The sequence below is a fragment of the Streptomyces sp. BV286 genome, from assembly GCF_019090165.1.
In the GTDB taxonomy this organism is placed as follows: domain Bacteria; phylum Actinomycetota; class Actinomycetes; order Streptomycetales; family Streptomycetaceae; genus Streptomyces.
Genome location: NZ_JAHRIB010000163.1, coordinates 34238 through 48110, shown reverse-complemented (window position 1 = coordinate 48110; position 13873 = coordinate 34238). Strand labels below are relative to the sequence as shown.

The window sequence follows — 13873 nt, the reverse complement described above, 5'->3', positions numbered from 1 at the left end:
CAGATCTGAACCGAGGTGTACGCGATGGTGGCTCCGCCGGACAACGACGTGCTCTGGGCACGCGCCCTGCACGTCAAGCACAACGGCTCACCCGCACTCATCGGCGTCTCCCTCGGAGTCCGCGAGGGCGAGATCCTCGCCGTCGGCGGCCCACGCGGCAGCGGCAAGACAACCCTCCTCCAGTGCCTGTCGGGGCAGCTCCTGGCCCAGCAGGGCGAGGTCTGGTTCAACAGCACACCGGTCCACACCATGGGTCCGCTGACCCGCGAGCGGCTGCGCCGCGACCGCTTCGGCTGGATCGACCCGGCTCCGGTCCTGGTCCCCGAGCTGAACGCCTGGGAGAACGCGGCCCTGCCCCTGATGCTGCGGGGCGTGGGCCGCCGCCGGGCCAAGACCACCGCCCTGGAGTGGCTGGACCGCCTCGACGTCGGCGGCTGCGCCCGCAAGCGCCCGTACGCCCTGCTGCAGGCGGAACGTCAGCGCGTGGTCATCGCCCGCGCGCTGGCCCCCGCGCCGACCGTGCTCTTCGCCGACGAGCCCACCGCTCCGCTGCACCGCGCGGACCGCGCCCAGGTGCTGCGCACGCTCACCACGGCGGCCCGCTCGCACGGCATCACCGTCGTCCTTGCCACGCACGACGCGGACACCGCGGCGCTCGCCGACCGCACGGTGTCGCTGCTCGACGGGCGGCGCGTGAACACCGTCCACCTGCCGCCGGTCGCCGAGTCGGAAGGCCGGGCGGCGTGCTCGCTCTCCGCCTAGCCCGCAGCGCCCACCCCGCCGTCCAGTTCCGCAGGCTCCTCGTCGCCGCGGCGTCGGCGGGCACGGGCTTCCTGCTGCTGTGCACCCTCGGATACGCGATGGGGCACCCGGACGCGTCGGCGGCGGCCGTGCTGCGGCTCGCCTGGTGCCTCGCGCCGCTCGCCGCCACCGTGCAGTTCGCGGTGGCCGTGGCCCGGACCGACCCGGCCACCCGGCCCCGGCCGGGCCTCTCGGCCATCGGACTGGGCCCCGGCCGCCTGATGGTCCTCGCGGCCGTCTCCACCGCCGTGTCCTGCACGCTCGGTTCGATGGTCGCCCTGCTGTTCTTCCTCCACCTGCGCGGCGATCTGACCGGCCTCCCCTTCGACGGCGACGCGGCCGGCCTCCTCGCCGCCGACGAGTCGCTGCCCCTGCCCGCCGCCCTCACGCTCCTGGCGCTCGTCCCGGTCATCGCGTCGGTGGCCTCAGCGGTGGTGCTGCGCCCGCGGGACCACCGGCCGGCCAGGGCGGGCGGGCGCCCGGGACGGCTGGGCGGTTTCGGCGGCTACGGACGCTCCACCGAGCGCGTCGGGTTCGGCGCCTACGGACGCTTCGGTGCACGAGGGGGCGCGAGGACCGGCGGCCACGCCGAGGGAGCGGACGGTCCCGGGCAGGACGCCCCCGGCGCCCCCGCGCAGGCCGGTGCCGCCGGCGCGCGGAGCGCTCGCGGAGACCTCGACGAACACGCCGCGAGCACCGGGCACAGCAGCCCCGGGGCGGCCGCCGCCACCGTCGGACTCGACGTGCCCCGCCGCTCCGCCGCCCGCGCCGACAGCCGGGCTCCCGCCGGTACGCGCACCTCTTCGGACGAGCCCGTCGCCGCCGGTCCGCCCGCGCAAGACGGACCCGCCGCACCCATCCACCACGGCGGCCCCGACGACCGCGGCCAGGGCAGGGCGGACCGTGCCGACGTCACGGTCCACTCGGACCGCACCGGACTCCCGCACCACCCCGGCCGCCCCGGCCACCCGCTGGACCCCCACCACCCGCTGGCCCCGCTCCCCGCCCCCGGTGGTCTCCCCTGGGGTGCCGCCGTGCTCGCCGCCGGTCTCGCGGTGGAGACGTACGCCGGCCGCACCGCTCCCGCTCCCGACGGGACCGCGCTGCCCGGCGGACTCACCGGCGGGCCCCTCGGGGTGCTCGTCGGCTGGGCGCTCACCGCGATCGGGCTGGCGCTGGCCGGTCCGGCGATCACCCACCTCTGCGGCAGGCTGCTCCAGGCGGTACGGCCCGGCGCCCTGCGGCTGCTCGCCGGGCGCGTGCTCATGGAGGAGGCGACCCGCGTCGGACGCCCCCTCGGCGTGGTGTGCGCGGTGGCGTCGGGCGCGTACGCCATGGCCGTGCTCCACACCGGTACGCGTCCCGACGTCGGGCCCCTCACCACGCTCGGCGCGCTGCTCGTCGCCGGGTGCGCCGTGGCGACGCTCCTGACCGCCGCGGTCGAGGCCAGGAACGCGCGCGCCGACACCACGGCCGCCCTGCTGCGGATCGGAGCGCCCGCCACGACGCTGCGCGCCGCGGCCGCCCTGCGCGCGGGCATCCTGCTGGCCGTCCTCGGCCCCCTGACCTGGGCGATCGCGGAGCTCGCGGCCCTGCCGCTGGCCCACTGACCCCCGTACACGCAGGGATCGACCGGGCGTACGAGAAAAGTTCGCACGGGCCGATGACTTTCCGGCAGCCCTCCGGTCTACCCCTTCGAACAGCACATCACCACGACGGGAGAGACCAGGCATGTACCAGCAGATGATCTTCGTGAACCTGGCCGTGAACGACCTCGACGCCTCGAAGAAGTTCTTCACGGAGCTCGGCTACACGCTCAACGCGCAGTTCTCGGACGAGCACTGCGCGTCCGTCGTGATCAGCGACACGATCGTCGCGATGCTGCTGAACAAGCAGCGCTACGCGGACTTCACGAAGAAGGAGATCGCGGACTCGACGAAGACGAGCGAGGTGCTCCTGTGTCTCAGCGCCGAGAGCCGCGAGAAGGTGGACGAGCTGGTCGACAAGGCGATCGCGGCGGGCGGTTCGGCCAGCGGCGAGCCCCAGGACCACGGCTTCATGTACGGGCGCGGCTTCGACGACCCGGACGGCCACTCCTGGGAGGTCATGTGGATGGACCCGGCGGCCGTCCAGGGCTGACCCGGCCCGTGCTTACATGGGCGGGTGCAGACGAGCCCCGCCCATGTGGCCCACCACGGTGACCGCGAGATCGAATCGCTCGAGGAGTTCGACGCGACCGTCTCGGCACGCGGCACACTCGCCGGATTCCGCGTCCAGGCCGTCGATCTGACGGACCGTACGAGAGAGCTGCTCGCCAGTGACACCGCGGGCGCCGTCTTCCTCGGCTGCCTGATGCGGGAGAACGCGGCGGCGAAGGTCCGCGCCGACGGCGCCCTGCTCTTCCCTCCGGTTCCCGACCTGCCGTTCGACCCGTACCGCGGGCTCCTCTACACGCCCGGCGAGCTGTTCGACGCGCTCGACAAGGGGTACGAACAGACGCCGGACGCCCTCGCCTACACGTGGTTCCAGCGGACCAGGGCCGACGGCGACATATACGCGTCGATGCTGCGCTCGGTCCACGACGACGCCGTCTCCGACGCCCTCGACGAACTTCTGCGCGGGTCACGGGTGGTGGGCGTGATGGGCGGCCACGCCATCGCGCGCGGCACGGACGCGTACGGTGGCGCGGCCCGGCTCGGACGCGCGCTCGCGCGCGCCGGGTACACGGTGGCCACGGGCGGCGGCCCCGGCGCGATGGAGGCGGCGAACCTCGGCGCGTACGCGGCCCCGTACGACGACACCATGCTGGACGAGGCGTGCGAACTCCTCGCGAAGGCCCCCTCGTTCGTCCCGTCGGTGACGGACTGGGCACGCGCCGCCTTCGAGGTGCGCGCCCGCTGGCCCGAGGGCAACACCTCGGTGGGCATCCCGACCTGGTTCTACGGGCACGAGCCGCCGAACGCGTTCGCCTCGCACATCGCCAAGTACTTCGCCAACGCCACCCGCGAGGACGGCCTGCTGGCCCGATCGAACGCGGGTGTGGTCTTCCTGCCCGGCGCCGCCGGAACGGTCCAGGAGATCTTCGACAACGCGACGCCCAACTACTACGAGTCCCGCGGCGAACCCACCCCCATGGTCCTGGTCAACCGCACCCACTGGACGGAACGCCTCCCCACCTGGCCTCTTCTCCAGGCCCTCGCCCGCGAGCGGCCCATGGAGTCCCGGATCGCCCTGGTCGACCGGATCGAGGAGGCACCGGAGGCGCTGGCCCGGCTGGCCCATGTAAACGAAAGTTAAAGCCAAGGGGTCAAGACGGACACACGGATTGACAACCGGAGACAGCGCCCAATAAACCTGTGAGGCGTCTGGGATCGCTGTTTCGTAGCCGCTCCCACCACCCCCCTCGTTCTTGTGCATCCCGTGAAGGGCAATCGTGTCCATATCTCGCCGTACCGCACGTTCCGTGCGCATTCTCGGAGTTGCCTCCGCCTCGGCCGCGCTCACGCTGGGTCTCGCCGGCAACGCGCTCGCCTGCAACATCAGTGAGTTCTCCGCCGTCGCCAAGTGCGACGGCGCCAAGGGCGTCATCAGCGTCACCGACAAGGACCCGACCGGCGTCCCGGCCACGGTCACCGTCTACCTGGAGTCGAACGGCGCGGACGAGCGGCTCGTCGGCAGCCAGGAGGTCAAGGGTTCCCGCGAGGGCGTGACCATCGACTTCTCGGAGGACTGGAAGCCGAACGCGACGTACCGGATCCACGTCAAGGCCGGCAAGCAGGTCGACGAGGACATCAAGCCGAACCTGGTCACCCCGTCCGAGGCGTGCAAGTCCTCGGACACGTCGACGCCTCCGGCGACCCCGTCGCCCTCGGAGAAGCCCTCCTCGCCCGCGACCCCCTCGGCGACTCCGGAGTCCCCGGAGCCGTCGGAGTCGCAGAGCACTCCGGCCGCGTCGACCGGGGACAACACCCCGTCGCCCGCGGGCGAGTCGAACCTCGCCGAGACCGGTTCGAGCTCCAACACCGGGGCCATCGCCGGGATAGCGGCCGCGCTCGTGGCGGCCGGTGCCGGTGTGATGTTCGCGCTGCGTCGTCGTGGCGCGTCGAACGGCCGCTGAGACCGGCCTGTTCGTACCCGTTGTGGCCCGTCCCCTCACCGAGGGGGCGGGCCCTTCGCCGCTCCGGCCACGCACGAGCCCGCCTCGCCCTGCCTGCGTGCCTGCCTGCCTGCCTGCCTGTGCGGGCTAGCCGAACGTGGCACGCTCCAGCCAGAAGTCCAGCAACTCCCGCTCCCCCAGGACCTCCAGACGGCCGCCGTCCGGTGGAAGCCGCCGGTAGAAGGCGAGCAGCACCTCGCTGAGCGGCCCGCGCAACGCCACGGTCGCCTTCTCGTGACCGCGCCGCCAGTCGATGCCCTTGTCCTCGAACTCGATGAGCCACTCGGCGTCGAGGCCCGGCTCGGTGTCGGTGGCGTGGAGGTGGATGCTGCGGCCCGCCCCGCGCAGTTCGTTCGCGGCCTTGCCGGGATACGTCTCCTGCGCGAACCGGACGATCTGCAGCCACTCGTCGATCGCGTCGGCCGCGAGATCCGGCTCGACCTCGTACGCCGCCCCGGCCGTGACGGCGGCGTCGGCCCGGTGGATCAGCGTCTCGTGCGCCATGCGCCGCGCCCAGAAGCCTGCCGTGTGCTCCCAGGCCCATGACCAGGCCGCGGCGTCGGCCCCGGCGGTGCGGAAGGTCCCGGCGGCCAGCGCGGCGCCCTCCGCGAGCCACGCGTCGAGCGCGGCGGGGTCGCTGTCCTGCGGCCCTCCGACGCCGGTCACGTTCTCGACCGGCACGTTCTTCGCCGCTCCCGTCCGGACGATGTGCTCGGCCCAGCGGTGCGCCTCGCCCACGTGCACGGCGAGCTCCCGCAGTGTCCAGTCCGGGCAGGTCGGCACGGTCTCGGTGAGATCGGCTCCGGCGAGATGGGACCTCAGCAGCGCGGTCTGGCCGACGACTTCGTCGCAGTAGCGGTCATGCCCCAGTAGCGTCATGAGCCGCACCCTAGGCGGCCCGAGCCCCTTCGAGTACGACGATTTCGGCTGCGTCGAAGGCCACCCCGACCTCGTCCCCGGTCTCCGGAGCGTCCCGCAGCGCGCACGCCGCCTCCAGGCGCGGCGCGTTGCGCGGCTGCAGGTGCACGGCGACATGGGTGCCCCGGAAGGTCCGCGCGGCCACCGTGCAGCGCAGCCCCTCCGAGGCCGGTACGAGCCGTACTCCGGCCGGCCTGACCAGCAGGCTGACCTCGCCCTGCGGGGCGTCGGAGGGCACCGGCACCTTGCCCCAGGGGGTGTCCGCCGCTTCCCCGACGACAGTCGCCCCGGCCACGTTCTGGAAGCCGAGGAACCGCGCCACGAACTCGTCGGCAGGGCGCTGCCAGACCTGGAGTGGCGTACCCGACTGGGCGATCCGCCCGTCCCGCATCACGACGACCCGGTCGGCGAGCGCGAAGGCCTCGCCCTGGTCGTGGGTGACCGCGAGCACGGTGGTGCCCAACTCGGCGAACAGTTCCCGCAGTTCCACCACGAGGCGTTCGCGCAGCGAGCGGTCCAGCTGGCCGAGCGGTTCGTCGAGCATGAGCAGCCGGGGCCGGGGCGCGAGGGCACGGGCGAGCGCGACGCGCTGCTGTTCACCACCGGAGAGGGAGGCGACGGCCCGCCGGTGGGCGCCCGGCAGGCCCACGAGCTCCAGCAACTCCCCCACCCGCGAAGCCTGTTGGTGTTTGGACTCGCCGTGCATCCGCAGCCCGAAGGCCACGTTGCCGGCCACGTCGCGCTGCGGGAACAGCTGGTGGTCCTGGAACATCAGGCCGAGGCCCCGCTTGTGCGCGGGCACCCCGTCGAGGTCGCGGCCGTCCAGGAACACCCGCCCGCCGTCCAGCTGCTGGAGCCCGGCGACGGCCCTCAGCAGCGTCGACTTGCCACTGCCGCTGGGTCCGAGGACGCACACGATCTCGTGCTCGGCGACCTCGAGGCCGACGTCGTCGAGCACCGCCCGCCCGTCGAACCGCACGGTCGCCCCATCGAGCTTGAGCATGGTCAGAACTCTCCCGTCCGGTCGGAGCGAGGGTCGGTGCGAAGGCGTTCGAGGAGCAGCAGCGCCACCGCGCACACCACCATCAAGATCGTCGAAAGGGCCATGGCCTGCCCGTAGTTGAGCTCGCCGGCCCGCCCGAGCAGCCGTGCCACGGCGACCGGCAGCGTCGGGTTGTCGGGCCGTGCGATGAAGACGGTCGCGCCGAACTCGCCCAGCGACACGGCGAAGGCGAACCCGGCCGCGATCAGCAGCGCCCGGCGCACCATGGGCAGATCGACCTCGCGCCACACCCGCCAGGGCGAGGCCCCGAGCACCGATGCCGCCTCGCGCAGCCGCCCGTCCACCGCTCTCAGTACCGGCAGCATGGTCCGTACGACGAAGGGGACGCCCACCAGCGCCTGCGCGAGCGGCACGAGGATCCACGTGCTCCGCAGGTCCAGCGGCGGTTCGTCGAGTGCGATGAGGAAACCGAAGCCGACGGTCACCGCGGAGACGCCGAGCGGCAGCATGAGCAGCGCGTCGAAGCCCCGTACGAGACGTCCGGCGTCCCGGCGGGTGAGGGCGGCCGCGGCGAGTCCGCCGATCAGCAGCGCGATGGCGGTGGCGGCGAGGGCGTACCGCAGCGAGTTGCCGACGGCGTCGATCGGCGGTACCAGGAAGAGACCGCCTTCGTCGCTGGTCAGCGCTTTGTAGTAGCCGAACCCCGGGGCGTCGAGGGACCGCTCGACGAGGACGGCCAGCGGCAGCACCAGCAGGACGGCGATGACGGCGAGGACGCCGGCGAGCAGCGCCCACTGCCCCGCCCCGTGCGGTCGTCGCGCGGTCGTGGCGGCGTCGACCAGGCGCAGGGCCGTCTCCCGTCGCCGTACGGTCCAGGCGTGGACGGCGAGGATCGCGCCCACCGCCGCGAACTGGACGAGTGTCAGCACGGCGGCCGTCGAGAGATCGAAGATCTCCGAGGTCTGCCGGTAGATCTCCACCTCCAGCGTCGAGAAGGTGGGTCCGCCGAGGATCTGCACCACGCCGAAGGAGGTGAAGGTGAAGAGGAAGACCATGAGCGCGGCGGCGGCCACGGCCGGGCCGAGCGCCGGGAGGGTCACCGTGCGCCAGGCCGCGAACCGGGAGGCGCCGAGCATCCGCGCGGCCTCCTCCTGACGCGGGTCGAGCTGTGACCACAGCCCGCCGACCGTGCGGACGACGACCGCGTAGTTGAAGAAGACGTGCGCGAGCAGGATCGCCCACACGGTCGTGTCGAGCCGTACGCCCCACAGCTCGTCCAGCAGCCCGCCCCGCCCGAGCAGCGCCAGGAAGGCCGTGCCGACGACCACGGTCGGCAGCACGAACGGCACGGTCACAACCGCCCGCAGGACCTGCTTGCCCCTGAAATCGAAGCGCGCGAAGACATACGCGCCGGGGAGCGCTATGAGCAGGGTGAGCGCTGTCGAGGCGAGCGCCTGCCAGGTCGTGAACCACAGGACGTGCCGGACGTCCGGCTGCGCGAGCACGTCCCAGATCCGCCCGAACCGCCAGACCCCGTCGGTCTTCAGCCCTCGGGCGGTGATCGCCGCGACCGGGTACGCGAAGAAGACCGCGAAGAACGCGACGGGTACGGCCATGAGGCCGAGCCGGGCCGCGCTCCCCCGGCGCGAGCGCTGTCGCGCACGCGGGCGCGGGCGCGGGCGCTTGCGCGGCTCGCCCGCGACCACAGCCTCGGCCTCGGCGCGGGGCTCTACTTCAGTACGAGCGAGGTCCATGACTTGACCCACTCGTCACGGTTGTCGGCGATCTTGGCGGGTTCCAGGGTCTCGGGGTTCTCGGCCGCAGGACCGTACTTGGTGAACGACTCGGGCACCGCGGCGCCCTCGACCACCGGGTACACGAACATGTTCAGCGGCATGTCCTCCTGGAACGGCTTGCCGACCAGGAAGTCGATGAGCGCCTTGCCGCCCTCGGTGTTCTTCGCGTTGCTCAGCAGGCCCGCGTACTCGACCTGGCGGAAGCAGGTGCCGTCCGCGACACCGGTCGGCGCGGTCTTCGGCTTCGGGTCGGCGTAGATGACCTCGGCGGGCGGCGAGGACGCGTACGAGACGACGAGCGGCCGGTCGGCCTTCGCCTTCTTGCCGCCGGCGGACCCGGAGAACTCCTCGTTGTAGGCCTGCTCCCAGCCGTCGACGACCTTCACGCCGTTGGCCTTGAGCTTCTTCCAGTAGTCCTGCCAGCCCTTGTCGCCGTACTTGGCGGCGGTGCCGAGCAGGAACCCGAGGCCGGGCGAGGACGTGGACGCGTTCTCGGTGACGAGAAGATCCTTGTACTCGGGCTTGATCAGGTCGTCGAAGGACGTCGGCGGGGCCAGCTTGTGCTTGCTGAAGTAGGCCTTGTCGTAGTTGACGCAGATGTCACCGGAGTCGATGGGCGTGACCCGGTGCTTGTCCTGGTCGACCCGGTACTCCGGCAGGATCAGGTCCGATCCCTTGGCCTCGTACGACTGGAACAGCCCGTTGTCGAGCGCCCGCGACAGCAGCGTGTTGTCGACGCCGAAGAAGACGTCGCCCTGCGGGTTGTCCTTGGTGAGGATGGCCTTGTTGACGGCCGTACCGGCGTCGCCGTCCTTGAGGACCCTGACCTTGTAACCGGACTCCTTCTCGAAGTCCTTCAGTACGGCCTTGGTGTAGGCGAAGGAGTCATGGCTGACGAGGGTGACGGTCTTGGACCCGGAGCCCTCGTCGCCGGAGTCGGACGACCCGCACGCGGTGAGCGCGGCGAGGCCGAGCCCCACGGCCACGGCCGTGAACTTCCTGGTGGTGGTGCTCACTGAATTCCTCCTGGGGGTGACCAGGAAGAGACGCGGCCCTGCCCGGGACCTCGGTCGGATCCCGGGCAGGGCGCAACAGCTTGAGTAGTGACCGAACTTCCTACCCAGAATGACCTGGGCAAGGTTCAGAGGGTCTGCGGGCTGTCCCGCACTCTCAGCGCTGTGGCGCTCCCCTGTCGGAATATGAAGATGTACGTACGTCCGCCAGACTACCGCTCGGTCGCCGCGAGCTGCCCGCAGGCCCCGTCGATCTCCTGGCCACGGGTGTCCCGGACGGTGACGGGCACACCATGGGCGGCGATCGCCTCGACGAACGCCTTCTCGTCCTCGGGCCGCGAGGCGGTCCACTTGGAACCCGGGGTGGGGTTCAGCGGGATGAGATTGACGTGCACGGGCTTGCCCTTGAGCATCCGGCCGAGCCGGTCACCCCGCCACGCCTGGTCGTTGATGTCCCGGATGAGCGCGTACTCGATGGACAGTCGGCGCCCCGACCTCTCCGCGTACTCCCAGCCGGCGTCCAGTACCTCGCGCACCTTCCACCGGGTGTTGACCGGGACGAGGGTGTCGCGCAGCTCGTCGTCAGGAGCGTGCAGCGAGATGGCGAGGCGGCACTTGAAGCCCTCGTCGGAGAACCGGTGGATGGCGGGGACGAGACCGACGGTCGACACGGTGATCCCGCGCTGCGACAGTCCGAGCCCGTCCGGCTCGGGGTCGGTGAGGGCCCGGATGGACTGGACGACCCGCTTGTAGTTCGCGAGGGGCTCGCCCATGCCCATGAAGACGATGTTGCTGAGCCGGGCAGGACCGCCGGGGATCTCGCCGTCCCGCAGGGCCCGCATCCCGTCCACGATCTGGTGCACGATCTCACCGGTGGAGAGGTTCCGGTCGAGGCCCGCCTGTCCGGTGGCGCAGAACGGACAGTTCATCCCGCAGCCGGCCTGCGAACTGATGCACATGGTGACCCGGTCCGGGTAGCGCATCAGCACGGACTCGACGAGGGTGCCGTCGAAGAGCCGCCAGAGGGTCTTGCGGGTGGTGTCCTGATCGGTGGACAGGTGCCGCACGACCGTCATCAGCTCGGGCAGCAACGCCTCCTGGAGCTTGGCGCGCGATCCCGCCGGGATGTCGGTCCACTGCTCCGGATCGTGCGCGAACCGCGCGAAGTAGTGCTGCGAGAGCTGCTTGGCACGAAACGGCTTCTCACCGATCGCGGCAACGGCCTCTTTACGCTCGGCGGGCGTGAGATCGGCAAGGTGCCGCGGCGGCTTCTTGGCTCCGCGGGGGGCGACGAATGTGAGTTCTCCGGGTGCAGGCATAACCCTCCCAGTGTCGCAGATCAAATCATGTGACCTGGGCCGCCGATTCCCGCAGAGAGGTCGTCCGGGGTCGAGCGGCCGAGGTCGGCCTGCGTACGACGGCCATGAACGGCTCGGCGCGAGAGGCGTTCTCCCTGGCTGACGCCCTGCCGCCCCCCTTCGATCCGTTCCCGCCATGGCCTCGCGCCCCACAGGTCCGCTGGCGCAGGGCATTGCCATATAGGTCACCCCTGGACCTAGAATCGAATGTGTGTCCGATAAAGCGTCTCACCTGGATCCTCAGCACCACGTCCGCTCGATGCCGGCCCGGCAGCCGCGCAGCGCAGATGACCCCGCCTCCGGGTCGGTTCGACAGGAAGCCGTCGCCCGCGCTGCGCACACGCTGCCCTTGGCCGTGCCCGGCCGGGAGTTCGCCGTGCGGCGAACGGGCAGCATGGCCACCCCCGGTGCCTCCCGCCCAGGCCACAGCGGTGTGCCAGGCGAGCACACGAAGCCGCGGTCCCGCGAGCAGGACCTCCGGGCGGTTACGGGACGCGGCGCAGCGACATGCCCCCATTGCCGACCCCACACCGACTCCGGTGTGCTGTGAGCCGCGAACAGTCCCAGCCTGGGGGAAAAAGCGCCGCCCCCATCGTTGTGCACCGCCTGACGGGCGCCGCTGGACGGCGGGTCACGATCCACTCCGGAAGGGCCGGCCTCGCCCACAGTGACGCCGACCTCGTCGAGTTTCTGCGCCGCGCGGGCCTGCCGGACGCGTCGGAGCTGCTGGACGATCCGTCGTGGGTGGAATGGCAGGGCGGCCGACCACACCAGTACGGCGCGGAATGACGACACCGCGGGCGGTCCTGCGGCAAGCGCTCCCGGTCATGCCCCAGTCACGCCCCCGTCATGACGGACGTTACGCCGACGTGGAGCGGGAGCGGCCCGGCTGCGGCCACATGAAAAGAAAAGGGGCCCGCCGTCCTGTGGACAGCGGGCCCCTCACGCACTTCCGCAGCTCGGCGGCACCCTTCGGCAACCGTCGGCCGGACCACGGCGCCCGTCGACCGGAGCCCCGCGACCGTCAGGCGAACCCGGCAGTCGTCCGCGGGACCCGTCAGCCGTCTCCGCGCACAGTGGTCACCAGCCGTCAGCCGTCAGCCGGAGCCGACGAAGATCACCAGCAGCAGCCACACCACAGGGGCCGTGGGAAGCAGGGAGTCCAGCCGGTCCATGATCCCGCCGTGGCCCGGGAGCAGGGTGCCCATGTCCTTGATGCCCAGGTCCCGCTTGATCATCGACTCACCGAGGTCACCGAGCGTGGCACTGCCCGCGACCGCGACACCGAGGACCAGGCCCTGCCACCAGGTGCCGTCCTCGATGAGGAAGTGCATGCACAGCGCGCCCGCCACCATGGCGAAGGCCACCGCGCCGAACAGGCCCTCGCGGGTCTTGCCGGGGCTGATGCGCGGAGCGAGCTTGTGCTTGCCGAAGCGCCAGCCGACGGCGTACGCCCCCGTGTCGCTGACCACGGCCAGCAGCAGGAACACGAGAACCCGCCACGCACCGTCGTCCGCGCTGAGCATCATCGCCACGAACGTGGCGAGGAACGGGATGTAGAAGGCCGCGAAGACCCCCGCGGTGACGTCCTTGAGGTAGCCCTCGGGTGGTTCCGTCATCCGCCAGACCAGAACCGCGAGCGCCGTGAGCGCCATCGCCACCCATGCGCCCTCGGCACCGCGGACGTAACCGGCGACGACCATCGCCGCGCCGCCCAACGCCAGTGGCACGAGCGGCGCCTTGATGCCCTTGCGCTCCGCGAGCCTCGACGTGAGCTCCCACAGGCCGACCACGACGGCGACAGCTATGACGCCGATGAAGGCGGCCTTGACGACGAACAACGACGCGACGATCACCGCGCCGAGCCCGACCCCGACCCCTATGGCAGCGCCCAGGTCGCGGCCCGCGCTCTTCTTCTGCGGCGCGGGTGCGGGTTGTGCGGCGCTGGACATGGGCTCCTGCGGATTCTGTGACGGAGCCCGGTGAGGCGGCGTCGGCGTCTCGTCGCGGAACAGGGGGCCGCCCGTCCGAGCAGCCCCCCGGTCGTCGTCCTGGTCTCCGCCGTGTGCGGGTACGTGGGGCACGATGGGCATGGGGCGAGTCTGCTGCGCGTTGTGCGCATCGTACGCGGGACCCGCCGGGGCAACCCCCTGGACAGGCCCCTGGTCGGACGGCCCCCAGTACCCGGCTTGCGGCGGCGCCCCCCAGGAAGAGTCGTTCATCAGACCTCGAGCAGCTCAGCTTCCTTGTGCTTGAGCAGCTCGTCGACCTGGGCCACGTACTTCGCGGTGGTGTCGTCGAGCTCCTTCTCCGCACGGCGGCCCTCGTCCTCGCCGACCTCGCCGTCCTTGATCATCTTGTCGATGCCGTCCTTCGCCTTGCGGCGGACGGAACGGATCGAGATCTTGGAGTCCTCGGCCTTGGTCCGGGCGACCTTGATGTAGTCCTTGCGGCGCTCCTCGGTCAGCTCGGGGAACACCACCCGGATGATGTTGCCGTCGTTGCTCGGGTTGACCCCGAGGTCGGAGTCACGGATCGCCTGCTCGATGTTGCGCATCGCGCTCTTGTCGAACGGCGTCACCACGGCCATGCGCGGCTCGGGCACCGAGAACGAGGCCAGCTGGTTGATCGGTGTCAGCGCGCCGTAGTAGTCCGCCACGATCTTGTTGAACATCGCCGGGTGCGCACGGCCGGTGCGGATCGCGGCGAAGTCCTCCTTGGCGACCACGACGGCCTTCTCCATCTTCTCCTCGGCCTCGAGGAGGGTCTCTTCGATCACCACTTGCTCCTGCGTGTCTTGAGTAGGCCCGGCTGCGGTTCCTTGACGG

Annotated in this window: 13 protein-coding genes and 1 riboswitch; of the genes, 6 read left to right on the top strand and 7 right to left on the bottom strand. The window is 71.5% G+C overall.

Annotation, left to right across the window (positions count from 1 at the left end; translation table 11 throughout):
- Positions 1-24: 24 nt before the first annotated feature.
- The 5 genes from KUF83_RS29245 to KUF83_RS29225 all read left to right on the top strand — a co-directional run bounded on the left by KUF83_RS29245 (position 25) and on the right by KUF83_RS29225 (position 4918).
- Positions 25-762, top strand: a complete 738-nt coding sequence (locus tag KUF83_RS29245) for an ABC transporter ATP-binding protein (RefSeq protein ID WP_217457979.1) — start codon at positions 25-27, stop codon at positions 760-762.
- A complete protein-coding gene (locus tag KUF83_RS29240; RefSeq protein ID WP_217457978.1) occupies positions 744-2411 on the top strand; it encodes a hypothetical protein in 1668 nt (555 codons plus the stop codon). The genes KUF83_RS29245 and KUF83_RS29240 overlap by 19 nt, the downstream gene beginning before the upstream one ends.
- A gap of 121 nt (positions 2412-2532) precedes the next feature.
- On the top strand, positions 2533-2940 hold the full coding sequence (locus KUF83_RS29235) for a VOC family protein (RefSeq protein ID WP_217457977.1): 408 nt from the start codon (positions 2533-2535) through the stop codon (positions 2938-2940).
- Between the two features lie 24 nt (positions 2941-2964).
- Positions 2965-4098 (top strand): LOG family protein, encoded by a 1134-nt coding sequence (locus KUF83_RS29230; protein ID WP_217457976.1) that lies wholly within the window; start codon positions 2965-2967, stop codon positions 4096-4098.
- 136 nt (positions 4099-4234) lie between these two features.
- On the top strand, positions 4235-4918 hold the full coding sequence (locus tag KUF83_RS29225; RefSeq protein ID WP_217457975.1) for an LAETG motif-containing sortase-dependent surface protein: 684 nt from the start codon (positions 4235-4237) through the stop codon (positions 4916-4918).
- Between the two features lie 126 nt (positions 4919-5044).
- On the opposite strand, the gene KUF83_RS29220 is transcribed toward KUF83_RS29225, so the two are convergent.
- The 5 genes from KUF83_RS29220 to rlmN all read right to left on the bottom strand — a co-directional run bounded on the left by KUF83_RS29220 (position 5045) and on the right by rlmN (position 11006).
- Entirely contained in the window at positions 5045-5836 is a 792-nt protein-coding gene (locus KUF83_RS29220) for a maleylpyruvate isomerase family mycothiol-dependent enzyme (RefSeq protein WP_217457974.1), read from the bottom strand.
- Positions 5837-5846: 10 nt separating this feature from the next.
- Positions 5847-6878, bottom strand: a complete 1032-nt coding sequence (locus KUF83_RS29215; RefSeq protein WP_217457973.1) for an ABC transporter ATP-binding protein — start codon at positions 6876-6878, stop codon at positions 5847-5849.
- 2 nt (positions 6879-6880) lie between these two features.
- A complete protein-coding gene (locus KUF83_RS29210; RefSeq protein WP_217457972.1) occupies positions 6881-8632 on the bottom strand; it encodes an iron ABC transporter permease in 1752 nt (583 codons plus the stop codon).
- Entirely contained in the window at positions 8608-9690 is a 1083-nt protein-coding gene (locus KUF83_RS29205; RefSeq protein WP_217457971.1) for a thiamine ABC transporter substrate binding subunit, read from the bottom strand. The genes KUF83_RS29210 and KUF83_RS29205 overlap by 25 nt, the downstream gene beginning before the upstream one ends.
- Positions 9691-9769: 79 nt before the next feature.
- A riboswitch (TPP riboswitch) is annotated at positions 9770-9875 on the bottom strand.
- Positions 9876-9899: 24 nt separating this feature from the next.
- On the bottom strand, positions 9900-11006 hold the full coding sequence (gene rlmN / locus KUF83_RS29200; protein WP_217457970.1) for a 23S rRNA (adenine(2503)-C(2))-methyltransferase RlmN: 1107 nt from the start codon (positions 11004-11006) through the stop codon (positions 9900-9902).
- A gap of 585 nt (positions 11007-11591) precedes the next feature.
- Here rlmN and KUF83_RS29195 point away from each other — a divergent pair.
- Entirely contained in the window at positions 11592-11834 is a 243-nt protein-coding gene (locus KUF83_RS29195) for a hypothetical protein (RefSeq protein ID WP_217457969.1), read from the top strand.
- A gap of 308 nt (positions 11835-12142) precedes the next feature.
- Here the strand turns inward: KUF83_RS29195 and KUF83_RS29190 are convergent, their stop codons facing one another.
- Together KUF83_RS29190 and frr are read right to left on the bottom strand one after the other, a co-directional pair.
- A complete protein-coding gene (locus tag KUF83_RS29190) occupies positions 12143-13267 on the bottom strand; it encodes a phosphatidate cytidylyltransferase (protein ID WP_217457968.1) in 1125 nt (374 codons plus the stop codon).
- Entirely contained in the window at positions 13267-13824 is a 558-nt protein-coding gene (frr, locus tag KUF83_RS29185) for a ribosome recycling factor (protein WP_107021830.1), read from the bottom strand. The genes KUF83_RS29190 and frr overlap by 1 nt, the downstream gene beginning before the upstream one ends.
- Positions 13825-13873: the final 49 nt, after the last annotated feature.